23 protein-coding genes and 1 rRNA gene are annotated in these 22,992 nt (G+C 58.6%); 2 read left to right on the top strand and 22 right to left on the bottom strand.

What is annotated here, in order from left to right:
- Positions 1 to 57 precede the first annotated feature (57 nt).
- Together MHK00_RS07145 and MHK00_RS07140 are read right to left on the bottom strand one after the other, a co-directional pair.
- On the bottom strand, positions 58 to 1,800 hold the full coding sequence (locus MHK00_RS07145; RefSeq protein ID WP_250411053.1) for an ABC transporter ATP-binding protein: 1,743 nt from the start codon (positions 1,798 to 1,800) through the stop codon (positions 58 to 60).
- The gene (locus tag MHK00_RS07140) at positions 1,800 to 3,230 is read right to left on the bottom strand and encodes an ABC transporter transmembrane domain-containing protein (RefSeq protein WP_250410985.1); all 1,431 of its coding nucleotides are present in this window, start codon (positions 3,228 to 3,230) and stop codon (positions 1,800 to 1,802) included. Before MHK00_RS07140 ends, MHK00_RS07145 begins: the two co-directional genes overlap by 1 nt.
- A 37-nt stretch (positions 3,231 to 3,267) precedes the next feature.
- On the opposite strand from MHK00_RS07140, the gene MHK00_RS07135 reads away from it, so the two are divergent.
- Positions 3,268 to 4,074 (top strand): class I SAM-dependent methyltransferase, encoded by an 807-nt coding sequence (locus tag MHK00_RS07135; RefSeq protein ID WP_250410984.1) that lies wholly within the window; start codon positions 3,268 to 3,270, stop codon positions 4,072 to 4,074.
- Here MHK00_RS07135 and MHK00_RS07130 read toward each other — a convergent pair.
- From MHK00_RS07130 to scpB, 5 genes are all read right to left on the bottom strand, one after another.
- Complete coding sequence (locus tag MHK00_RS07130; protein ID WP_250410982.1) at positions 4,071 to 5,456, bottom strand: anaerobic C4-dicarboxylate transporter; 1,386 nt, start codon at positions 5,454 to 5,456, stop codon at positions 4,071 to 4,073. The two genes, MHK00_RS07135 and MHK00_RS07130, sit on opposite strands and share 4 nt — an antisense overlap.
- A 156-nt stretch (positions 5,457 to 5,612) precedes the next feature.
- On the bottom strand, positions 5,613 to 7,193 hold the full coding sequence (gene der, locus MHK00_RS07125) for a ribosome biogenesis GTPase Der (protein ID WP_250409717.1): 1,581 nt from the start codon (positions 7,191 to 7,193) through the stop codon (positions 5,613 to 5,615).
- Positions 7,186 to 7,881 carry a (d)CMP kinase gene (gene cmk, locus MHK00_RS07120; protein ID WP_250409718.1) on the bottom strand — a complete coding sequence of 232 codons (696 nt, stop codon included), beginning with the start codon at positions 7,879 to 7,881 and terminating at the stop codon, positions 7,186 to 7,188. The genes der and cmk overlap by 8 nt, the downstream gene beginning before the upstream one ends.
- Positions 7,881 to 8,792 carry a pseudouridine synthase gene (locus MHK00_RS07115; protein WP_005324678.1) on the bottom strand — a complete coding sequence of 304 codons (912 nt, stop codon included), beginning with the start codon at positions 8,790 to 8,792 and terminating at the stop codon, positions 7,881 to 7,883. Before MHK00_RS07115 ends, cmk begins: the two co-directional genes overlap by 1 nt.
- A gap of 55 nt (positions 8,793 to 8,847) precedes the next feature.
- Positions 8,848 to 9,402 carry an SMC-Scp complex subunit ScpB gene (gene scpB / locus MHK00_RS07110; protein ID WP_200436151.1) on the bottom strand — a complete coding sequence of 185 codons (555 nt, stop codon included), beginning with the start codon at positions 9,400 to 9,402 and terminating at the stop codon, positions 8,848 to 8,850.
- A gap of 88 nt (positions 9,403 to 9,490) precedes the next feature.
- Here scpB and MHK00_RS07105 point away from each other — a divergent pair, with 88 nt between their 5' ends.
- Positions 9,491 to 10,057 carry a GNAT family N-acetyltransferase gene (locus MHK00_RS07105; RefSeq protein WP_250410979.1) on the top strand — a complete coding sequence of 189 codons (567 nt, stop codon included), beginning with the start codon at positions 9,491 to 9,493 and terminating at the stop codon, positions 10,055 to 10,057.
- Here the strand turns inward: MHK00_RS07105 and MHK00_RS07100 are convergent.
- The 15 genes from MHK00_RS07100 to rrf all read right to left on the bottom strand — a co-directional run.
- A complete protein-coding gene (locus MHK00_RS07100; RefSeq protein WP_005324675.1) occupies positions 10,054 to 10,851 on the bottom strand; it encodes a segregation and condensation protein A in 798 nt (265 codons plus the stop codon). The genes MHK00_RS07105 and MHK00_RS07100 overlap by 4 nt on opposite strands.
- Positions 10,852 to 10,857: 6 nt before the next feature.
- Entirely contained in the window at positions 10,858 to 11,730 is an 873-nt protein-coding gene (locus MHK00_RS07095; protein ID WP_040425292.1) for a ParA family protein, read from the bottom strand.
- A gap of 127 nt (positions 11,731 to 11,857) precedes the next feature.
- On the bottom strand, positions 11,858 to 12,865 hold the full coding sequence (locus tag MHK00_RS07090) for a hypothetical protein (protein WP_250410978.1): 1,008 nt from the start codon (positions 12,863 to 12,865) through the stop codon (positions 11,858 to 11,860).
- Between the two features lie 12 nt (positions 12,866 to 12,877).
- Complete coding sequence (xerD, locus tag MHK00_RS07085; RefSeq protein WP_250410976.1) at positions 12,878 to 13,768, bottom strand: site-specific tyrosine recombinase XerD; 891 nt, start codon at positions 13,766 to 13,768, stop codon at positions 12,878 to 12,880.
- Positions 13,765 to 14,403, bottom strand: a complete 639-nt coding sequence (locus tag MHK00_RS07080) for an NUDIX domain-containing protein (RefSeq protein WP_005324666.1) — start codon at positions 14,401 to 14,403, stop codon at positions 13,765 to 13,767. The genes xerD and MHK00_RS07080 overlap by 4 nt, the downstream gene beginning before the upstream one ends.
- A gap of 3 nt (positions 14,404 to 14,406) precedes the next feature.
- On the bottom strand, positions 14,407 to 15,309 hold the full coding sequence (locus MHK00_RS07075) for a copper transporter (protein WP_250410974.1): 903 nt from the start codon (positions 15,307 to 15,309) through the stop codon (positions 14,407 to 14,409).
- A 3-nt stretch (positions 15,310 to 15,312) separates the two neighbouring features.
- On the bottom strand, positions 15,313 to 16,464 hold the full coding sequence (steA, locus tag MHK00_RS07070; protein ID WP_250410973.1) for a putative cytokinetic ring protein SteA: 1,152 nt from the start codon (positions 16,462 to 16,464) through the stop codon (positions 15,313 to 15,315).
- 19 nt (positions 16,465 to 16,483) lie between these two features.
- On the bottom strand, positions 16,484 to 18,154 hold the full coding sequence (gene recN, locus MHK00_RS07065) for a DNA repair protein RecN (RefSeq protein ID WP_250410972.1): 1,671 nt from the start codon (positions 18,152 to 18,154) through the stop codon (positions 16,484 to 16,486).
- Positions 18,154 to 19,038, bottom strand: coding sequence for an NAD kinase (locus MHK00_RS07060; RefSeq protein ID WP_005324660.1), 885 nt, complete (start codon positions 19,036 to 19,038; stop codon positions 18,154 to 18,156). Before MHK00_RS07060 ends, recN begins: the two co-directional genes overlap by 1 nt.
- Positions 19,035 to 19,841: a TlyA family RNA methyltransferase gene (locus tag MHK00_RS07055; RefSeq protein ID WP_250410971.1), complete on the bottom strand. Its 807-nt coding sequence runs from the start codon at positions 19,839 to 19,841 to the stop codon at positions 19,035 to 19,037. Before MHK00_RS07055 ends, MHK00_RS07060 begins: the two co-directional genes overlap by 4 nt.
- On the bottom strand, positions 19,841 to 20,002 hold the full coding sequence (locus MHK00_RS07050) for a hypothetical protein (RefSeq protein WP_005324658.1): 162 nt from the start codon (positions 20,000 to 20,002) through the stop codon (positions 19,841 to 19,843). Before MHK00_RS07050 ends, MHK00_RS07055 begins: the two co-directional genes overlap by 1 nt.
- Positions 19,993 to 20,976 (bottom strand): HAD-IIA family hydrolase, encoded by a 984-nt coding sequence (locus tag MHK00_RS07045; RefSeq protein ID WP_250410969.1) that lies wholly within the window; start codon positions 20,974 to 20,976, stop codon positions 19,993 to 19,995. Before MHK00_RS07045 ends, MHK00_RS07050 begins: the two co-directional genes overlap by 10 nt.
- Positions 20,976 to 21,785 (bottom strand): tetratricopeptide repeat protein, encoded by an 810-nt coding sequence (locus MHK00_RS07040; RefSeq protein WP_250410968.1) that lies wholly within the window; start codon positions 21,783 to 21,785, stop codon positions 20,976 to 20,978. Before MHK00_RS07040 ends, MHK00_RS07045 begins: the two co-directional genes overlap by 1 nt.
- Before the next feature lie 441 nt (positions 21,786 to 22,226).
- The gene (locus MHK00_RS07035; RefSeq protein ID WP_250410967.1) at positions 22,227 to 22,676 is read right to left on the bottom strand and encodes a hypothetical protein; all 450 of its coding nucleotides are present in this window, start codon (positions 22,674 to 22,676) and stop codon (positions 22,227 to 22,229) included.
- 212 nt (positions 22,677 to 22,888) lie between these two features.
- Positions 22,889 to 22,992 (bottom strand): 5S ribosomal RNA (rrf, locus tag MHK00_RS07030); the annotation flags it as partial.

The following is a 22,992-nucleotide window of genomic DNA, read 5'->3' as shown; positions in this document are numbered from 1 at the left end:
CAACCGCAAGGAAACTCACTGCTACTGCGCCTAACACGACCCGTAGCGACCTCGCGTTCATCTTTGTCGTCCCTTCTGCCATGCGGTCCATAGTTGCTTGTAGCGGCCACCATAATCTAACAGTTCGTGGTGACTGCCTTGCTCCACCACCCGCCCGTTATCCATCACGGCGATGCTATCGGCTCGTGCGGCTTGGTCTAGTCGGTGTGCCACTATCAGTGCGGTTCGCCTACGGGTGACCTCTGTCGCGGCTTCTTCCAGAGCTTCCGCCCCCACCGATCCGGCCTCTGCGGTGGCCTCATCCATGATGACGATCTTGGGATCTAAAAGCAATATTCGCGCCAGCGCAAGCTGCTGTGCTGCTACCGGGTCTAGGTGAATCCCCTGTGCGCCAATGACCGTATCTAGGCCCTCTTCTAGCTGCAGATACCACTGTGCGCCGACGCGCTGTAGTGCATCTTCCATTTGTGCGTCTGAGGCTTGCGGGGCAGCCAAGGACAAATCTTCGCGCAGGGTTCCTGAGAATACGTGGACCTCTTGGGAAATCATCGCCAAACGCGCCACCCGTTCGGAATCAGAAAGGGCCGATACCTCTACTCCATCGACCACGACTGTTCCGGCAGCAGGCACCCGCAGTCCGGCTAGAAGAGCAGCGACCGTGGTCTTTCCCGCACCAGAGGCTCCCACTAAAGCTACGGTGTGTCCAGCGGGAAGCTTAAGGTTTACGTCTTGCACAGCCCAGCCGCCGTCATCGTAGCTGAAGCTCACTTCTTTTAATTCGGCAACTCCACCTGGGGTCGGGGCGCCGAAGTCTGGCACCGCCCGTGGCGGATCCATGACCACCCCAACTATCCGTGACAGGGAGGCATAGCCGGATTGAACGGTATCGATGACTCGCATCAATCCCATGAGCGGACCGCGCAAGCGAATAAGAAGGAGCATGGCCGCGGTGACTGCGCCAACGGTGAGGGCCCCAGACTGCACCACCCAAAAGCTAACGACCAGACCGCAGACCAGCATGACTAGCTCAATGACCGTCATCCATAGCTGCAGGACCATCATTGTCCTTCGCGCAGCGTAGCCCTTGTCCACCACCTGTGCGGAGGCACGTTCAATACCGGCATGCATCTGGTCTTCCATGCCAAAGGCGCGCACAGTCTCTCGCCCGCGAATTGCCTCCAGAAGCCTGCGTGCCCGTTCCGCCATGGCAGCGCGTTCGTCGGTATAGCGCTGTGGAGCGCGCTGCAGGTACTGGCGCGCAGCAATGAAATATAACGGCGTAACTGCGCCTACTACCAGTAAGTATTGCCAATTGAGGCTGACTAGTGCCACCCCGGTGGTTGCGATGGCGAAGACGGATTTCGCCAGCACAGGAACGGTCTCGGTTACGGCTGCCGATAGTTCTGCTACGTCGTCGGTCGAGCGAGAGACCAAATCCCCAGTGCCGGCTTCCTCCACACGGTGGGTAGGCAGGCGGAGAGCGGTAGAGACCATATCTTCCCGCAAAGCGGAGATCACGCGCTCGCTCAGGCGCGAAAGGACATAGAACCCCGCAGCGGAAAACAGTGCGGAGACCACAGCCACCAGCACCAGCGAGATACCGATGGGTGCGATGGCGCCGTGATCAATGACAGCGTCAACGATCTTTCCCAACAGGATGGGGATAGCTACATTGCTGCCGGCGCCTGCGGTAAGCAAGGCTAAGGCCGCTGCGGCTTGGGGGCGGGCACCGGGGACGTCGGAAAGCTGGCGGCCCACTTCCTTACGCACTTGGGGCCAAGAGGCCGTGGGAAAACGCATCATAGCTCCGCCCCCACTGTTGCCCACGCCGGCGAAGTGGTGAAGACAAGCGTGGGCTTAGACCCGCGGTGATGCGCCACTCGCTGCGCAATTTCCTGCTCGGTCACCGAATCCACCGCGGTAGTTGGGTCGGCCAAAACTAAAATCTCTGCGTCGGCAGCAATGGCTCGTGCAAGCGCTACGCGCTGTTGCTGTCCGCCGGAGAGGTTTCGGCCGCCTTCTCCCACCTCGCGGTCCAACCCGCCCGGAATATCTTCCCCTGCAGCTACGAAGAGGGCTCGTTGTGCACTCGCGCTATCCGGATGAATATTGTCCCGCACGGTCCCCTCAAAAAGCATGGTTTCGTGTGGAACAACCAGGAATCGCTCGCGCGGCAAGAAGACAAGCTCCTCTGGGACAGGCTCGGGCACCACGTTGATCCCAGGGGCGAGGGCCGGAACCTGCGGTTCACTTTTCTCTACCCCGGGTGCGGCGAGGACGGCGGTTATGCGTTCGGCGCTTGCCTGCGCAGCCGCCCACCGCGACGCGATATTTCGGCCCAGCATCGTCATTGGGGTGATAATGAACTGCGTAAGGCCGATGACCGTAATGAGTTCACCTACGCTCATCATGGAACGCATGGCCATCATTCCTGCACCAATACCCACTGCAATGACATATACCGAGCCCAAAATCTCCGTAGTCGCATTAAGTCGGGCTTGGGCACCATTGGCTTCTACCGCTCGCGCATAGGCAGCACCAGACACCGCGGAATAACGCCTACTCACTGTGGCTACAGCGCCCAGGCCCTTAAGGATCCGCAGGCCCTGGACCACATCGGTGGCCATGGAGCTGGCCTTCGCCAACGCCGCTTGGCGGATTCCGGAACGCGTACGCACAGGCTTTGCCGCGCGCACTGAGCCCCACACCATGAGCGGACCGCCACACAAAATGGCAATGCCTAAAGGCAGGTTAATACGGCTAGCCATAATCGCCACATACACAATGGCGGTGATCTCAGCGACGGGAAAGACCGTCATCATGACGGCATTCTGCACGCGCCGTGCGTCCGTGGAGGCGATGGCCAGTAGCTCGCCGGCGGTGCGAGGCCTGCCCGCAAGGCCCCGCGGATCCTGAATCCTATCCGTGATGGCCATGCGGACATCGTGCCCAATTACTAGCATGGCTCGCGCGTTGAGGCCGCGTCCGAACCATGCGGCTATGGTATTCAGACCAAAAGCTGCCCCCAATACCACCAGCCACATGCCTAGTCGGTCAACGGATCCTTTCGACACAGCTTCATCAATGGCATGTCCCACGATCACTGGAGTCGATCCGTTAAGCAGAAAAGAGACAGCCATGCAGAGCGCGGCCGGCACAGTGAGGGATGGACGAGAAAAGACGGTCTTTAGCAGCCACCTGGGATCTGATGGTGCAGGAAGTGTCTTCATAGGCTGCCATTCTAATTCGCGGTAGGTTAGATGGGCTATGTCGACTCGCCACCCCGATCCCAGCCACTTCCCTAGCTACCGCAAGGCCTCCTCTAGACAAGGCCCCGGCTTCCGCGATGCCGCGCAACGCACCGCTTCCGCCCAGGCCTTCCGCCGCGGCGCGAGCACCTATCACGATGTGCGCCCCGGCTATCCGGACGAGGTTTCTGCCCTTATTGCTGACGCCCATACCGTTGCCGATATTGGCGCCGGTACTGGAAAACTCACCGAGTCCCTACCCAATGCCCGGGTTGTGGCTCTGGAGCCCTCCGCTGATATGGCCGGAATCCTCGCAGCCCACCTCCGCCTGCCCGTCCTTCGTGCTACGGCCGAAAACACCGCGCTTGCCGACGCCTCCTTAGACGCCGCCTGCCTCGCCCAAACCTGGCACTGGGTCGACGTGCCAGCCGCCTGTGCAGAGCTTGACCGCGTCCTCGCGCCGGGCGGGAAGATTCTCCTGGTGTGGAACACGCTCGATGTCAACGCGGACCCCTGGATCCTGCGGCTATCTCGCATCATGCACTCCGGCGATGTACATAAGCCAGGCTTTTACCCGGACTATACGGCGCCGTGGTCTTTAGACCGCGAGCTGCGCTTGACCTGGGAGAACAAACTTACCCCGGAGCAGCTTCACCAATTGATGCATACCCGCTCCTATTGGCTGCGCAATGGCGAAGCCATCCATGAGCGTATGACCCACAACCTGGATTGGTACCTCTACGAGCACATGGGATTTAAGCCGGGGCAAAAACTACGCATCCCGTACCGCACGGATGCCTTCGTGCTGGTACGGGATTCGGATTAGAGCAGGACCTGCGCCAGTAGCGAGCCCACCACGCAGGAGGTGAACACCGAGATGGCGCCAGGGACAAGGAAGGAGTGGTTGATGACGAACTTGCCGATATGGGTAGTGCCTGTGCGGTCGAATCCGATGCAGGCTAGATCGGAAGGGTAGGTTGGCAAAATGAAGTAGCCATATGCTGCGCCGTAGAAACCAACGATAACGGCGGGATCGATGCCGAGCTGCAGGCCAATCGGAGCGATGGCAACCAGGGCGGCGGCCTGGGAGTTAACCAGCTTGGACACGATGACCAGTACCACCGCGTAGGCCCACGGGGCGGCCTCGACCACGGACCCGAGGTTGGATTCTAGGGCATCGATATGGGCTTCGAAGAAGGTATCTGCCATCCATGCCACGCCAAAGACCGAGAATACTGCGGTCATACCGGCCTTAAAGACTGGCGTGGACGCGATCTTCTTCGGGTCAGCCTTGCAGCTAAGCAAGATGATTGCGCCGGCAACAAGCATGACCATCTGGATAACCAGGTTCATCGACAGCGGGCTCAACTCGCCATCATCGCCTGGGACGAGTGGGCGCAGGAATTCGAACGCACCGAGCGCGACCACGCTGGCGATAGCCACGAGGAAGATAACCACTGCTCGTTTTGCTTCCGGCGAAAATTCTTCATCCATCAGCGATCCGGTGGACTGGTGAATGCTTTCTGCAAACTCCGGATCCTTCATGCGCTCCTGGAATGCCGGGTCCTCGTCCAAGTCCTTGCCGCGGCGCAGCGACCACAGCGAGGCAAGAATGACACCGGCAAGCGAGGCGGGCATAGCCACCATGAGGATCTGCGGAATGGAATAGGCGTGATCGATAGCACCGGCGTTTTCCGCGATGATGGACGCTAGGGATACGGTGGCCACAGATACTGGCGAGGCCGTAATACCCATCTGAGCCGACGTTGATGCCACGGCCATGGGGCGCTCTGGGCGGATGCCCTTCTTCAGGGCAATGTCCTCGATGATCGGAAACATCGTGTAGACCACGTGGCCCGTACCGCACAGGACCGTCAGGAACCAAGTGGTTAGCGGCGCGAGGATGGTAATGCGCTCTGGGTGGGCGCGGAGAAATTTCTCGGCAAATTGCATCATCACTTCTAGGCCGCGCGCCTGTTGCAAGGTGGCGGCGCAACCGATGACCGCAATGATGGTCAGCATCACGGATACCGGCGGCTCACCCGGGGCGAGGCCGAAGACAAAGACCATGAGCATCAAACCGATGCCGGAAATAAGACCAAGTCCGATGCCACCATAACGAGTGCCCAATAGCAGGGCACTGAGGATGATGATGACCTGGAGCACGATGGCCAGAATTGAATCTGGCGCAATTACGCTGGCTAGCATGCTGAGCCTTCCATCACGAGAGAATTATTAACTGGTTATATCCTATACAGACCCACATAACCGGACATAAACGGAAAGGCGAGCGAATTCTCACACCGTGTCCGGTGCAATAATCGCTCGCCTGAGTGCTATAATCCCAGCGTAACGGGCATACTGCTAGCGCTTCTTGCCGCGCTTTTCCCTCACGCGCACTGCGATGCGGATAGGCGTTCCGTGGAAACCAAACCGCTCGCGGAACTTGCGCTCAAGGTAGCGGCGATACGCCGCGTCCAAGAAGCCCGTCGTAAATAAGACGATGGTCGGCGGCTGAGTCGACGCCTGCGTGGCGAACAATACGCGCGGCAGGCGGTTATTTTTCATCGGCGGCGGATTAGCCGCGATAGCCTCACGCAACCAGTTATTCAGCTGGCCCGTGGACACACGCTGATCCCAACTTTCCAGTGCCTCAATCATGGCCGGCTCCAGCTTCTGCAGCGCGCGGCCCGTTTCCGCAGAGATATTCACGCGCGTGACCCACGGCAAGTGGCTCAGCTGCTGATCAATCTCTCGGTCCAGGTAGTAGCGGCGATCCTCATCCATGAGGTCCCACTTATTAAACGCGATCACCAGGGCCTTACCCGCCTCGAGCACCATATTGAGCACGCGCTGGTCTTGTTCGGAGATTTCCTCAGAGGCGTCGATAAGCATAATGCAGACCTCGGCCGCATCGATAACGCCGCGGGTACGCAAGGACGCATAGTATTCATGCCCCTGTGCGTTCTTCACCTTCTTGCGCAAGCCAGCGGTATCAATGAACTTCCACAGCTGATCATCCAGCTGCACCAGAGAGTCCACCGGATCCACGGTGGTTCCCGCGACGTTGTCGACCACGGACCGCTCCTCGCTGGTGAGCTTATTCAGCAGCGAGGACTTGCCCACGTTGGGCTTGCCCACCAATGCGACGCGGCGAGGGCCAGAGGTAATCGCGGTCTGCCGAGGTTCTTCAGGGAAGAACCGCAAAATCTCATCGAGCACGTCCGCACCACCGCGACCATGCTGGGCGGATACGGGCCACGGATCGCCCAAGCCCAAGGCATAAAATTCCGCCATATCCGCGTACTGATTATCGGAATCGAACTTATTCGATACCAAAATCACCGGCACAGGCGATTTCTGCAGGCGGCGGGCCATGACCTCATCCGTCTCCGTGATGCCCACCTTGGTGTCCACCACCATAACGATGACATCGGCGGTTTCCATGGCTACTTCTGCCTGGCGGGCAATCGCCGCATGGATACCCTTCACGTTGGGATCCCAGCCACCGGTGTCCTGTACCAAAAAGCGCTGACCGTTCCAGTCTGCAACGTAGGAAATTCGGTCACGGGTAACACCTGGGTGGTCTTCTACCACCGCTTCACGGCGGCCAAGGAAACGGTTAACCAAGGAGGACTTACCCACATTTGGGCGACCGACAACGGCCACCGTGCACAAAGCTTCTTCGGTGTGATCATCGGATTCCACGCCGAAGGCACGGGAGAGTTCTTCCCACTCCTCTTCACTCAGAGGCTCTTCTGCGTGCGCATCGTCGCTATAATCTGCCTCACCAAATTCCGAGTCATCAAAGTCATAGTCGAATTCCTCGGTATTGAAATCATCGGCGGCCCAACCAGGAGAGGCTTCTACCACCTCGTCATCGAACTTACCGGCTGGGTAATGGAACTGAGTCTCCGACTCTTCCTGGGGATCGTGATTAGTCATTGACAGACTCCTTTACCACGTTAATCAGAGCTTCCAGCACATCCTCTGGGCTCATATTGGAGGTATCGACTAGGGTTGCGTCTTCCGCTGGGCGCAAAGGTGAGGCCTTGCGGGAAGAATCCGCCGCATCACGGCGCTGGACATCTGCGAGCACCGTCTCGTAATCCGAAGCGATGCCCGCCTTTTCATTCTGGGTTTGGCGGCGCTGCGCGCGGACCTCGGCAGAGGCAGTCATGAATGCCTTAGCGGGGGCGTCGGCAAGCACCACAGTGCCAATATCGCGCCCTTCTACAATCGCGCGGTGCGCTTCACGGGCAAGCTTGCGCTGCAGCGCTACCAGATTCTCGCGCACCTCCGGAATGGCTGATACGGCGGAAACATTACGGGTGACTTCGTCTTCGCGAATAACGCGCGAGACGTCCTCGCCGCCGAGGAGAACTTCAGTGGAGTCCGGGTCATCGGATACTCCCAAGGGCAGATTGGCCGTAGCCGCAATAACCGCGGCGGTATCAGCAGGGTCGACGCCTTCACGCAGCACAGCAAGCGTTGCCACTCGGTACATAGCACCAGTGTCGACGTACTTTGCATCCAGCTGCTTGGCCAGCGCACGGCACGTGGTCGACTTTCCAGTTCCAGATGGGCCATCCACGGCGAGGATGAGACCCTCATTCGGCATATTAGAAATCATTACATCTCCACCGCCTTGTACAGGCTAGTCAGCTCGCTGGAATTAAGGGCACGCAGACCTCCAGGCTTCATATCGCCCAGCTGGACTGTATGCAGCTTGGTGCGCACCAGGCGCTGCACGGGGAAGCCGGCCTCCTTCAACATGCGGCGCACGATATGCTTGCGGCCTTCATGCAGTTCAAGACGCACCAAGGAATAACCCTGGTTGGTATCAACTACCTGTGCAAAGTCGGCCTTTGCCAGTCCGTCTTCCAGCTCGATGCCTTCCTTGAGCTGTCGCACGAGCTTCCTATCGGCCTCACCCAATACGGTGGCGAGGTAGGTCTTGGTCACCTCGTACTTAGGGTGCATCAAGCGGTTGGCCAACTCGCCATCATTGGTGAGGATGAGCAGGCCTTCCGTATCGGCGTCGAGGCGGCCAACGTGAAAGAGTCGCTGGCCAGCTGCGACCTTTTCTGACACCACGTCGCCCACGCACGGTCGCCCCAGGTCATCGGACATGGTGGACTGCATGCCGCGCGGCTTATTGAGCACAAAATATTCGTGCTCCTCATTGACGTTGACGCGCACGCCGTCCACTCGGATGACGTCGACGGAGGGGTTTACCTTGACGCCTTGCTTGGCGATGATCTTGCCGTTGACCTCAACTCGGCCGGCATCGATGAGGATTTCTGCGTGGCGGCGGGAAGCGACGCCTGCCTTGGCGAGCACCTTTTGGAGGCGCTCTCCCTTGGGCTTGTCTTCATCGACCAGCCAATCGGCACCCAATTCGCGGGCTACGGATTCTGCAGTAGCCTTCTGCTTTTTCTTTGACACATGCTGGTGACGGGCCGGCTTGGCATTGGAGACAATGATGTCACTGTCTCGCTGCTTCTTATCCGGTGTGCCGTCACGGCGAGCGGGAGGAGTCACGTACGTGTCCTTTTCTCTCGAAGATATGAAATTACCTGGGCAATCCTACCCCACGCTAGTACTCTTCGTCGATCGCCTCGACGTCAGGCAACAGCGGCGCCAAGTCAGGCAGGCGCTCCAAAGAATCGATCCCCAATAACTCGAGAAATAATTCCGTTGTCTCGTACCGGTGCGCGGCGCCCTCAAAATCATCCTGCGGCAGCTCCCGAACCAACCCGCGCAGGTTAAGGGTCCGCATTACGCCATCGACATTGACGCCGCGAACCGCCGCCACTTGCTGGCGAGTAACGGGCTGACGGTAGGCCACTACCGCCAAAGTCTCCAGGGCAGCACGGGAGAGTTTGGTTTGGGCGCCATCCAAGAGAAATTCTTCTACCGCACCGGCATTTTCGGTGCGCGTATAAAAGCGCCACCCCTCTTGGGTCTCGCGCAGGTCGATACCAGAACCGCGACTATCCAACTCCCGCTGAATAGAACGCAAGCAATCACTAACGACGTCCCTTTCTGCCCCCAGCGCACGCGCCAAAGACTCCACAGAGGCTGGGGAGTCCAGCACGAGCAAAATGGACTCAAGACGGGAACGCAGCTGCGAGATGAGGGGAAGATCCATAGCGCCCGAGTTTACTGGAAGGGAAAAAGTCGCAGAAAATTCCCCAAATCACTTTCGCACCCCACTGTGACTCGGCTAACATATTGTTATGGAAACTATCACTCGCACCGACAGACTCATCCTCATCCCGCTGTCCGCCGCTAATACCGAAGAGACCCACAAGGTCTACAGCGACGGACGTATCTGGAGCCACCGTCCCAATGGGCGCTTTGCTGACATTCGCACCACGCGTGCACTCGCACAAGCATCCTCTCAGTCGTGGGACGCCCACCACTTCGGGCCGTGGGCCGCGTATATGCGCCACAACCCTTCTGAATTCGTTGGAGTCGGCGGTGCCATCTTCGTCGACGAGGCAAACTTCTGGGACATCAAATACCGCCTGCGCCCCGCCCATTGGGGTGCCGGTTTTGCCACCGAAATCACCTCCGAGGCGGTGAAGAGCATCCGCCAGGTGGACCCCAACTCCCCCATTACGGCCCGCGTGACCACAAATCACCCGGCGGCCATCCGGGTCATCGAAAAGCAAGGGCTCAATCAGGTATGGGAAGGGCGACGCATAGGCACCGAGGACAACCCCGAGGAACCAGACGTACGCGTCTACTCCGACCGCGAGCTCACCCCCGAGACGCTGGAATTCATCCAGCAACGGCCTTAGTCCCAGTTCGCTGCGGCAACTACCGCTGGGTCAACATCCAGGCCTGTCCACGATAGGTCCAGCTGACCCAGCGCTTCTTCTTGTTGTGCATCAACTGCCTTGGCTTTGTACAACTCCAACAGGGCCAAGAAACGCCCCACTACCTGCATAGAAACCGTACAGTCGCGGGTTAGCGCACCGAAGCTGGTCCATTGGCCCGCACCGAGTAGCTTGAGTGTTTCCAAAATCTTGCCGGCCTGCTCCGGTACAGATACTGCTACGGCGTGCACGTGACCGGTTGCCACCTCCTCCGGTGGCTTGGGGCGGAACACGCCCGCGGCAAGCTCGGCAAAGCTGGCCGGCGTATGCCCGAGGGAGACCGGAGGCAAAAGCTCGGCGAACTTCTCCTCGATAGAAACCGCTCGCGGATAGCTCCGCTGCGCCTCGCGCTGCCACACGGCGAATTGGTCCGCTGCTTGTTTATAAGCCTTGTACTGCAACAGGCGGGCAAAAAGGAGGTCGCGCGACTCCAGCAGTTCCAAGTCTTCAATATCGTCGACATCACCGCGCGGCAAAAGCCGCGCCGCCTTCAAATCCAAGAGCGTAGCTGCCACCAGCAAAAAATCAGTGGTCTCATCCAGATCAGCGGACTCTCCCAGCTGGCGCGTATACGCCACGAATTCGTCCGTTACTTCTGACAGCGCAACGTCAGTCACGTCCATCTTCTTGGACTGAATAAGCTGCAAAAGCAGGTCAAAAGGGCCTTCAAAATTCCGCAGTGCAATGCGAAAGCCCGTAATCTCCGGCTGGGTCACGATACCTTAAACGGTCGAGCGCTCGATGACCTCTTTGGCCAAGTTCCGGTACTGCTGCGTGGCCGGGGAGCTTGGCGCCCAGGTAGTAATTGGCTCGCCGGCTACCGAAGTCTCTGGGAACCGAACGGTCCGGGTAATGACTGTGTCAAAGACCTTATCGCCAAAGTAATCCACCACCCGGGACATAACTTCTCGGGCGTGCTTGGTCCGGCGATCAAACATGGTCACTAGGATTCCCATGACCTCAAGGTCAAAGTTAATGCGATCAGAAACCTTTTCCACGGTATCGGTCAACAGCGCCAAACCGCGCAGGGAGAAGAACTCGCACTCCATAGGGATGATCACACCCTGTGAGCAAGCAAGGGCATTGACGGTAAGCAGGCCCAAGGAGGGCTGGCAGTCAATAATGATGAAATCATAATCGCGGCGCACCGGACGCAGGGCGCGGGCAAGGGTGTGCTCGCGACCGACCTCATTGACCATTTGAATCTCCGCGGCAGAAAGGTCGATATTCGCCGGCACCAGATCTAAGCCCGATACCCCGGTGTGCTGGATAGCGGAATGAATAGAGGTGTGGCTATCGAGCATCACGTCATAGATGGTGTCCTCGATATCGTCATGCGTGAGCCCGAGTCCCGCCGAAAGCGCGCCTTGGGGGTCAAGGTCAACCAAGAGGACTTTACGGCCGTACTCGGCCAAGCAGGCGCCCATATTGATGGTTGAGGTGGTTTTACCTACGCCACCCTTTTGGTTACACATCGAAATGATGGTGGCCGGCCCATGCTTTTCCAAGGGTGCGGGTTCCGGTAGCTCACGGATAGGACGACCGGTCAGCCCCACCTCTACGTCAGAGGCAGAAAATAGACCCTCTTCGCTCACAGTCACACCTGCTTCCTTGACGCCAAGTTCCGGACCATGACACTTGGCTTAGGGTTGATTACAACGTTGTCATTAAAGCGTACCCGTTACAGGTTAAAAGTACCGAGACTTAGCCTATATCAAGCGTTTAGCGTTGACTAGAACGGCGTTTGAGAATTGCCACCAGGGCTATGAGTGCGATGAGTACCGCCGCGGCTGCCCCTCCAATAATCCAGCCCAAATGTGAGCCGCCGTCTTCTTCTTTGGGGTCCTTTTGCTGGCGCTCATCGAGGTTTTCCGCGGCGGATTGATAGTTAGGGTCTTGCAAAGTGACGATGAGTGCGGCCCCAGAACCGTCATTGCGTAGCAACTGCATAATAAAGGGATTATCAGGCGCCTCGCCCACCGGATAGGTCAAGGTGAGGGTTCGAGAAGAGGCATCCACGTCACGCTCTACGCCTTGGATAATATTGCCCTCGCCATCGAGGTAGCGCAGCGTGACGTCATTTTCTTGCGTGTCCTTGAACTGCTGGTAGAGGTCATAGGCCTGCTTGAGGCCCATCTTTGCGGTAATAGTATTGCCTTCGATTTTCGATTCAAGGTTGACGTATTCCGCACCGTCAAGGTTGGCTTCCCCAGCAGGCTTGCGCTCCGGCTTTTTACCAGGAACAACCGGCAAGTTGCTATCGTCTTTCGCCGGCGCGGGCTTGTCATCTCCGCCCTCGGCATCTTCTTCGGCTGGTGCATTGTCACCCTCAGCCGGCTTATTGGAACCCGGATCCGGCGCTGGAGCTGGGGCTGGGCCGCCCTCCGCGCCGTCAATTTCTTCCTGAATGTCCTCCTGCGCAACCGACCCATCGGCTACCAGCGTCAGGGTCGCATTCATGCCTTGGGCAGAAACAGGAACCGAGATTTGGCCGCCATCTGCCGGGGCGGTGATAGTAGCGGAGGTACCTGAGGCAGATACATTCCACCCATCGCCGGAGTAGTTGGCTTCGGCCGGCACGGGCAAGCTTACAGTCGTGGTCTGGCCGGCAGGAACCGAAATGGGAGCGGCAATAGCAGCCTCTACTTCCGGCGGCAGCTGCGCGTGTGCCACCGCTGGGAAAAACAAGGCGGTAGAAAGCACCGCGCCAGCTACACGAGTTGAAAACATATAGGTCCTTTCTTAGGCACGAGGGTGCGCAGTGCGCCAGACCTCGCGCAAGGAATCGGCAGTGACGTGAGTATATATTTGCGTTGTCGTCACCGAGGAATGTCCCAGCAATTCTTGCACGGTGCGCACATCTGCGCCGCCTTCAAGCAGGTGCGTCGCAAAAGAATGCCGCAAGGTGTGCGGCGATATGGACTTTCCCAGTTGCGCCCGCTGCGCTGCAGTCTTCAACACAGTCCACGCACTTTGACGTGATAAAGCCCCGCCGCGGGTATTGAGAAACAACGCCGGCGTCTTACCTTTGCTCAGCGCCGGTCGCGCCCGCACCAAGTAGGCATCGAGAGCCTGGCGAGCATGCGAGCCCACTGGCACAATCCGTTCTTTGTCTCCTTTGCCCCGCAAGCGTATTACTTCCTGCGCGGAGGACACGTCATCAACGTTCAGAGAGATGATTTCCGAGATTCGCGCGCCGGTGCCATAGAGCATCTCCAGCAGGGCACGGTCGCGCACATCTACTGGAGTCTCAGTAGGAGTCGCTTCAATGAGGGCGGTGACTTCCTCTACCGATAGCGTTTCGGGCAGGTGCTGTCCATTTGATGGAGGGGTTACCTCAACCGCGACATCGACGTCCACTACGCCTTCTGACACGGCAAATTTATGCAGTCCGCGAGCAACGATGAGCGCTCGGTTGGCTGAGGACACAGCCATGTGTGAGCGCAGGTCTTTGAGATAAGCCTCCACCATCGGTCGCGTCACCGACCGCAGATCTTCTACTCCGTTATCCCCCAGCCACGCAAGGTAGCGGCGGACATCGCGGCGATAGTTGCTCAAGGTATTGGCGGAAACGCCGCGCTCGACTGCTAGATGATTAAGCCACGTCTGCGCTATGTTTTCTAGCGCACTCACAGCTGCTTTAGGTCCGCGCCCGTGCGGCGGGAGCTCATCGAGGTCGGTCGAAGGTCGAACGGCTCCTCCACGCTGCGGGTCTGCTTGCCGCCGCGCAGCACCGCGTAGGCGGCCAAGATACCACTGCAGGCGATGGAATTGACGATGTCACCGCGCAGCACCTTATCGACGGCCTCGTCGAGGCCCACCCAGGCGACTTCCATATCGGCCTCTTCATCCCCGGTAGCCTCCATCCGGGGGACGTCGGAAAGCTCCGAGGCGAGGAATACACGAACCGCCTCTTCGCAGAAACCCGGCGAAGTCACAAGGTCCGTCAACACGGACCACGTCTGTGCGCTCAGGCCGGCCTCTTCCTGCAACTCACGCTGCGCGCCGGTCAGCTCATCCTCACCGCGTACGTCGAGCAATCCCGCCGGCAGTTCCCACAGGCGCTTTCCCACGCTGTGGCGGTACTGATACACCATCGCAATACGCTCGTCTGAGTCCACTGCTACGACGGCCACAGCACCTAGGTGCTCGACTACTTCCCGGGAGGCAGAAACGCCGCCGGGCATGACTACCTCGTCGCGGCGGAGGGCGAGAATGGGGGCTTCGACAAGCAGCTGCGAATCAAGCACCTTGAAATCATGCGCCATGGGCTATTCCTTTCCCGGCAAGGCGGAGTCAGCAGTTTCGGTGGCGCCATAGTCGCCCTGGCCACCATCAAGTTGTTCCTGGGTGGCCAGAATGACCGCAATGCGCTCCACTGCCCGTTCGGTGCTATCGACCGTAGACAGCTCCGCGTCCTGATCCCGCACCTGGGCTAGCGCCTTATCATCTTGAGTCTGCTTGGTGCGCCCGCTCAACACCACGGACCCATTGACATCATCCAACCCGGTGGCAAATTCTGCCAGCGCGCTGGACGGGTAACCACGCAGGCCATTGCCAGAGACCACGATAATGGCCTGGGCAGGCACGATGGTTCCATCTTCGTAATCAATAAAGCCCTCGTCGCGCAGCTTATGGAGCACCTCTGCACGCTCGTCTACCGAGGCCAAAGGCTTCGTGCTCTCAGGATCCATAGACAGCGCAGTACCTAAGACCTCACCGCTGAGGGCTCCTGCAGAATCCAAGTCCTTGATATCTGCCTTTTTAGGCGCAGTATCTTTCAAGATGGGAAGCAGCTTGTCCTTAGTTTCGGGGCGCAAGAAGTCTTTGGTCAGCTTAATCTCGCCGGCCTCGGTGGCATCGGAAGACTTCAAGAGCTTCCGGATCGCGTCCACGTCTCCGCCGTTGGCGTCATCGGTGGTCACAATGAGCACTGGGCGCTGCGACAAGGCTCCATCAACCATTTCCGCCCCAGAATCGGCCACGATCTTGTCACTGGCGTCATTTTGGGTCTGCAGAATCTTATTGTCTTGGACCACCTTGCGGTGCTCCTCGCGGATCGGGTCATCATCAGCCATGCTGGTGGTCAAGTTCGGCGCAATCACCAGGGCGCCTAAGGCTACGCCTACCGCCGCGCCGAAGCCCAAGCCTGCTACGAGCTCAGTCTTTGCCATGCCTTATGCGCCCCCAAAGAGGCTAGACCAGGTTTCGCTGAGGTTGCTAGCAAAGTCCTGGCTGCCGCCGAAGCCGACGATAAGGATGACCGCCGCAATGGCAACCAGAATTCCCAGCACTGCCCACAGCCAGCCGAGGTTGGAGGAAGGCGCACTGTAGAGATTGATCACCGCATCGGCGTCAACCACCTTGGTACCGGCCTTGAGGCGGGACAGCACGGCCGAGGGGTTGGTGCGGTCAGCAAAGATATCATCGAGGTCTACCCCACCGCCGGCCTGCACGATGAGATCCGCGCCGTGGTAATCAGCAAAGAGCAGGCCCAAGTCGGTACCGGAATGCGTTGCTGCGGGGAAGGTCATCGCGCCGATGCCGAGGTCCTGGATGCGGTCGAGGCCTTCTACCTCCCCTTCTGGGTCCGCAGGAACGATTACGCGGGCGCCGCAACGCAGAGCTTCATCGCTCACGCTATTGGGATCCCCAATAATGAAATCTGGCTTATACCCTTGGGCCAGCAAGGAATCTGCCGCCGATCCCACTGCGATCAGCAGCGGCTCATACTCGCGAATAAAGTTGCGTAGCTGCTTGAGCTGTTCGCGGTGCCTATCGGTAGGCGAAAAGAGGACAACCTTGCGGCCGGCGATTTCGGAGCCGGAGGCGGGGACACCGAGGCCGTCGATAAGCAGCGGGCCTTCCGAGTTAATAAACTCGATGGAATTGCCAAAGAAGGATTCCATGTGGTCAATCAGCGCGCCCTGCGCCGCGGTGAAGTTCTTTTCTGCTCGCTCGCGGGTTACCACGCGGCCGGTGCCGAGCGCCTTATCGCCGCTAAAGACGGTGCCGTCCTCCCCGATGCGAGCCTTTTTGCCCTCTTTGAACTCGGAAACAAAGGATTGGCCAACGCCTTCAAGGAGAGTAATGTCGGCGTCAAGCAACATGTGCGGGCCATAATTGGGGACCGTGCCGGTAGAAAATTCCGCCACGTTAATGACTGCGGAGGGCTTAAGGTCTACGAGGGTCTGAGCCTCGTGGCGAGAGATATTAGCCGCATCAATTACGGCGACATCGCCTTCACTAAACTTTTTCATCCCCTTAGCGCCTGGAGTGCAATCGCGCAGTGCACCAGGCTGCTCGGGGTTACGGGAAAACAGAGCCATGGGCCCTATTGTGGCGTGATTATGGTTTCGAGTGGGTGAGGCGCGCGGAAGCTTCTTCCTGTGCGCGGTCAAAAAGCTCCTGCGCGTGCGCGCGGCCGGTCTCGGTATCGTCCAACCCCGCCAGCATGCGGGCCAGTTCCTCTACGCGCTCCTCCTGTGACAACTCGGCCACGCCAGAGGTAAATTTCTCCTTCGATACATGCAGGTGCGCATCCGCGTACGCTGCTACCTGCGGCAGGTGCGTTACCACAATCACTTGGTTATGCACCGCCAAGCGCGCCAGGCGGCGGCCGATCTCTACCGCTGCGCGGCCACCCACGCCGGCATCGACCTCATCGAAGACCAAGGTGGCGCCGTCCTCGTCTGCCAGCACGACCTCCAAGGCCAACATGACACGGGAAAGTTCGCCGCCCGAGGCAGCAGAGGCGATCGGCTTACCATTCAACTGCAGCTCAGCCGCGTCTGCACCGGACTTAAAATATTTCGCCTGCGTGAGCTCGACCGTCAGCGTCGAATTCGGCATGGCCAAGCCGTGGAGCTCCTGCGTTACCTGCTCGCCCAGAGCCTTCGCCGCTTTCCGACGCCCCTTTGTCAGCTCCCCTGCCCGCTCAATCATTACCGCTTCAGCGTCTTTGACCTGCTTTTTCAGCTCCTCCAGGGCTTCTGTGGAGGTATCCATGGACTCCAGTTTTGCCGCTGCCTCATTGCGCCAGGCTACGACGCCATCAATATCCCCCGCGTACTTCCTAGTCAACGTGCGCAATTCCTGCTGCCGTTGGAGGGACTTTTCCAACAGGTGCGGATCCGCCGGAAGTCCGGCTAGATACCCACCGAGCTCGCCGGAGATATCGCCCAACTGCGTCGAGATCTCGCTGAGCCGCTCGCCCAAGGCCGCTAGTTCCTTATCGGTGGATCCCGCCAAGGCAGAAACCGCCCGGCCTAGCAGTGCCGAGGCGGCCTCCTCCAATTCCTCGGTGCCGTCGATGGAAGCCAGGGCAATTTCCGCGGACTCGCGCAGCCCATCGACGTCTTGCAGCTTGCGAACCAGCTGCACCAGTTCTTCATCCTCGCCGGGTTCTGGGGCGATGCCATCGATCTCATCGACAGCGAATTGCAGGCGGTCAACCTCTTGCGCCAGCTCGCGGCGCTGCTCCGTGCGCCGCTTATAGTCCTTGGCAAGGCTGCGCCACTCTTTGAAGGCCTCGGTATAGCGCTCTCGCACACGCGCCAATTTCGGATCCGCACGGTCTACCGCACCCAGTTGTTCCTCGGGCGCGAGCAAACGCAGCTGATCATTTTGCCCGTGGACCGTTATAAGCTCGCGCGCGAAATCGCCCAGAGTTGCAGCCGGCACCGCACGGCCGCCTAAATAGGCCCGCGATCTTCCGGCGGCAGAGACCGTGCGTGAAACGATATACTCGCCATTTTCGTCAGCATCGCCGCCGACCGACTCCACCAACTCACGGATGGATTCTTTCGACGAAGAAAAGTGCCCCTCCACTGCAGCCTTCTTCGCGCCATCGCGCACTCGAGAGGCGTCCGCGCGACCACCGGCTAAGAGCCTTAAACCAGTAACCACCATGGTCTTACCCGCACCGGTTTCACCGGTAAGCACGGTAAGGCCCGCGGATAGTTCCGCAGAGCTCTGGCTAATGACGCCAAGATCATTGATGGAAATATCGACGAGCACTACTTCTCCTTCGGCCCGCGCCACCCTTCTACGGGCAGGCGCAGCTTCGAGACTAAACGGTCAGTAAAAGGTTGGTCATCCAAGCGTACCCACCGCACCGGACGCTCGCCTCGCACTACTTCCACACGTGCCCCTGCTGGCATCGCAAATTCGCGGAAGCCATCTAATATCACGGTGGCGGGAGTCGTGCGCATCGTCGATTCGACGGCTACTAAAGAATTGGGCGATACAACCAATGGCTTGGTAAACAGCGCATGCGCATTATTCGGCACTACCAAGATTGCATCCAGAGAGGGCCACAACACCGGACCACCTGCGGAAAACGCATAGGCGGTCGATCCAGTGGGCGTGGAAATCAGCACCCCATCGCAGCCAAAGGACGACACTGGCCGGCGGTCGACTTCCAAGATTGCATCTAGCACGCCGGAGCGGTTTTGGTTTTCTACCGAAGCCTCATTCAAAGCCCAGCTGCGGTTGAGAAGGGTTCCCTCCTCATCAAAGATGGACACATCAATGGTGAGGCGGTCTTCAATGCGGTAGCGCTTTTCAATCACGCGCACCAAGGCCTGATCGAGTGATTCGACCTCCCACTCGGCCAGAAACCCCACGTGGCCTAGATTGATGCCCAGCACCGGAATATCTACGGCACGCGCCATGTCGGCGGCACGGAGGAAGGTTCCATCGCCGCCTAAAACCAACACCAATTCGCACCCGTCGGCCGCATCTTCGGTGTGAGGTACATGCTTCAATCCCGGCAGTACCTTTTCGTCCGCGCACACTCGTACAGTAATTCCCGCATCTTGCAAAAGCTCAGCTGCACGCGACGTCGCCTCCAGGTTTTGCTGGCGGTTGGCATGAGGCACCAACAGGATTTCACGGGTCATCGCGGGCCTTCCTCGACTGCGCGGTCAATCATTTCTTCCACTCTAGCCAGATCTGTTGGCTGACCGTCTTTTTTCAGCCACAGGAAGTACTCCACATTGCCGCTTGGCCCAGGCAGCGGGGATGCCACAGCCCCATGCACGCTAAGCCCCAGGGACAACGCAAATTCAGCGACTTCCTTGGTTACTTCTTTGCGCAACTCCGGCGAACGGACCACGCCACCGCTTCCGAGGCGCTCCTTGCCCACTTCAAATTGCGGTTTCACCATAGGCAACAACCAAGCGCCGTCCTTCAGACAATCCACAATGGCCGGCAATACCAAGCGGAGGGAAATGAAGGACAAGTCGCCTACCATGCCGTCGCAGGGGCCGTCGGTAAGCTCCAGCGTTAAATTCCGGATATTCGTACGGTCTAAAACGGTGACGCGATCATCGTTTTGCAGGCGCCAGAGCAGCTGCCCATAGCCCACGTCGACAGACAGCACTTCCTGCGCACCGTGTTCCAGGCACACGTCTGTAAAGCCACCGGTAGAAGCGCCGGCATCGAGGATGCGGCCGTTCATGTCGACGTCGAACACCGCCAAGGCGCCCAAAAGCTTGTGGGCGCCACGTGAAGCCCACTTGTCTTCTTCGGCTTCCTCTACCTTGATGGAAACCTCGGGCTCTACAATCGACGCCGGCTTGTGCGCCTTGAAGCCACCCACCGTGACACGGCCAGATTTAATCATCTCCCGTGCCTGCTCACGTGACCGCGCAATCTTTCGGCGCACCAGCTCCGCATCTAACCTACGACGTTGTGGGGGCATTAATTCTCCTGCAATGCATCGCGCAACACATTGTGAGCGCGATCAAGCTGATCTACTTCAGCGGCCAAATCCGCTGCGTCTTCTCCAAGGATCTCCGCTACTTCCGCATCGATCTCTGCCGGTTCCTTGACGGCTCGAAAGTCGTGCGGCTTTACCGCCATTGCGCAACAACCTTTTCCGCCCGCTCACTACGCGGCTGAATATAGCGCGGCGGCGACGGCATGGCCCATGCAACTTCCAAAACGGTGCGCAATGCTTGAACGGAGGTAGACTTTTCGTCGCCGCCCTCGAGCAGAAGGTCATGGCCATCGCACCGCGCCGTAAATCCGCCCTGTGCTCCAGGACGAGCGACGGAGACAGGAAGGGCCAGCTCGTGCATTCCTGCGCCGATAAAGTTAGGGCGTGCCTCCACGGGTGCCTCAATCAGCTCCAACTCACCAGAAACGCCGGTGAGCACGTGGAAGGTATCCATTGCTGCGGAGTTGCCACCTGCAATATCAGTATCCAGACGGTCACCCACAGCAAGTGGCTTCTTCGCGCCGATTTGCTTTGCCGCAAAAGTAAACATGGCTGGCTCAGGCTTGCCAGCAGATACCGGCTCTACCCCAGTGGCTGACTGGATGGCAGCAACCAGAGAACCATTTCCCACAGCAAGACCCCTCTCAATCGGCAGAGAGGTATCAAGGTTAGAGGCAAAGAACTTGGCTCCCTGGCGGATGGCCAAGGCACCTTCAGTCAAGTGTTCCCAGCCAACCGAGCGGTCAAAGCCTTGCACTACGGCAGCGGGCTTGTCATCGGCGCTGGAGACTACCTTGAAACCCATCTCTCGGGCCAAGTCACGGAGGGAATCGGCACCGATGATAAGCAGCTTTGCCCCAGCTGGGACCTCTTCGGCTGCTAGTTGGAGAACCGCTTGCGCAGAGGTAACGATCTGTTCCGTACCCGCGGTAAGCCCGATGTCCCCCAGCATCTTCGCCACTGCTTGTGGGCTGCGCGAAGCATTGTTGGTCACATATACCGCCGGCACTCCGCAGGTGTTGATGACGTCCACCACGTTAGAAAGCGGGCGACCGCCTTCCCACACAGTGCCATCGAGATCGAGAAGAAGAGCGTCGTGCTTGCTGAGAACCGTCACTACTTGCACTCCTCAAGGCGCTCGGCAGCATCAGTCCAGTCGCCTTCATCAATAGAAACTGCGTGCTCAAACCAATCCCGAGCCTCGTCCTTTCGGCCTGCTTCGAGCAGAGCATTACCGTAGGCATAAGCTAGACGGCACGCGCTTACCCCGCGGGCATCGCGGTCAGGATGTGCGCGCTGAATGGTGACAACCGCGGACTCGGCTTGACCCATGTCTAGGCGGGCGCCGGCCAAAACAATTGCCAGCTCAATCTTGGACTCTTCATCAAGTTCCGATGCTTCATCCGCACGACCTAGCTCCAGCGCCTTTTCCGGGCGGCCCAAGCCGCGCTCGCAATCAGCCATTACTGCAAGCATTCCGGGGCCACCGGAAATGCGGCGCGCGGCACGCAGCTCAGCAAGCGCTTCCTTCCACTCGCCCGCACGATACGCAGCAATGCCATTGACCTCACGGGCGATAGCAACTCGGCCTGCACGATCCTTGGCAGCGCGTGCGTGCCGCAGGGCCAGCTTAGGATCATCTTCCATCCACGTCGCGGCCATGATCATATGCTTAGCGACGGCCTCGGAGTTCTCCTTCGATAGCGACTTCAGGTCCTGCAGCACCATCGGGTCCAAGTCGTTGACATCTACCTCAGCCGGGATGTCTGGGTCACTCATGCGACGGTTAATACGTTCCTCACGGTAACCGGAGCGCTGTGGCGAAAAAGACTTCTTCTTCCGGGAATCGCCCTTAAAATCACGGCCCTTGTTATTGCGTGGCTTGCGGTCACGTCCGCCGCGCCCATTGGGATTGCGCTCCGACATTCAGCCCTACCCTTTCTTGGTTGGAACTAGCACAGAAATACCGGCCCTATTCTACAACCCGCAAACAAAAAGCCGGAATTTAGATCCGGACGCGCTGCCGCAGCGTTACCCAAACATTACTCATCACACAAACCCAGACGCACGCCGTGACGAAACGGATGCTACCACCAGGAACAAGCAGCGCGCCTAGCGCTCCGTAGACAACAAATAGCAGGCCCCACAGCGCTTGACGACGCACCGCCTTCCTCAATGCAGCCCAACCGATAAGAATCACTGCACACACAATCAAAACCGCACCAGTCGCAGCGTCCCACCAGCCCTCACTGCCACCTTCACACGAAAAAGACAAGAGCAAAGAGCCCGGCAGCGCAGTACCGATACCGAATAAGACCCTAGTTCCAGAAACATCTAGCGGTCTTTCAGAAGAGGAGCCAGCCACCGCTAAATGTCCTTAAGCCGCTGCGAGAAATAATCACGGTTAAACTCTTGGTTCTCAGCGAATTCCCTGAGCACGCCTGGCCAAGTCGGGTAAGCATCAATAAGGTTCTCTGCGACATTCAATAGTGGTGAAAATGCAATCTCACCCCATCTAACGCCTATGCCTACCCGTTCAGAGTAAGCTGTGCTGCTCAATGGGCCTAGAGCCCACTGGCTACCGGAAGCAGCATTCATCCATGTACCGCTGATAGCCAGTATTCGGGACACCTTGTCTTCGTAGCTGTCCTTGGAATTTAAGACGTCTAGCACCGCGTCGAACGGAAATTCTTTAGAGCCCTGGGTGACTTGTTCTTCCTGCTCCGGCGAAAGCTCCTCGAGCATCGCAGGAATCGCAACCGCGTGAAACTCTTCCAGGCGTTTTCCAAACTGTCGATGATAGCCATCGAACCACATGAGTTTCCTCCCAAACAATCGAGTGACTAAGTGTAGCGAAGATGCAAAGAAAAAGTGTGCCCTTCGGGGCATCATTCGGAATATTCCTCAAGCCGGCTTCCCGTACAGCCGCGGTAAAACCACAAATGAAGCCGTAGAAGACTTTGGCACTTAGTGGTGCGCTGTCTTCTACGGCTTCATCATTACGGTATTCAATTGTTTTTGTTGTTTGGTGTCGGCGGTGACTTACTCTCCCACAACCTCCCGGTTGCAGTACCATCAGCGTGTGCAGGCTTAGCTTCCGGGTTCGGAATGGGACCGGGCGTTTCCCTGCAGC

It is taken from the genome of Corynebacterium tuberculostearicum (assembly GCF_022347385.1).
Taxonomy (GTDB): domain Bacteria; phylum Actinomycetota; class Actinomycetes; order Mycobacteriales; family Mycobacteriaceae; genus Corynebacterium; species Corynebacterium tuberculostearicum_M.
This window is presented reverse-complemented; position numbering and strand designations above follow the sequence as displayed.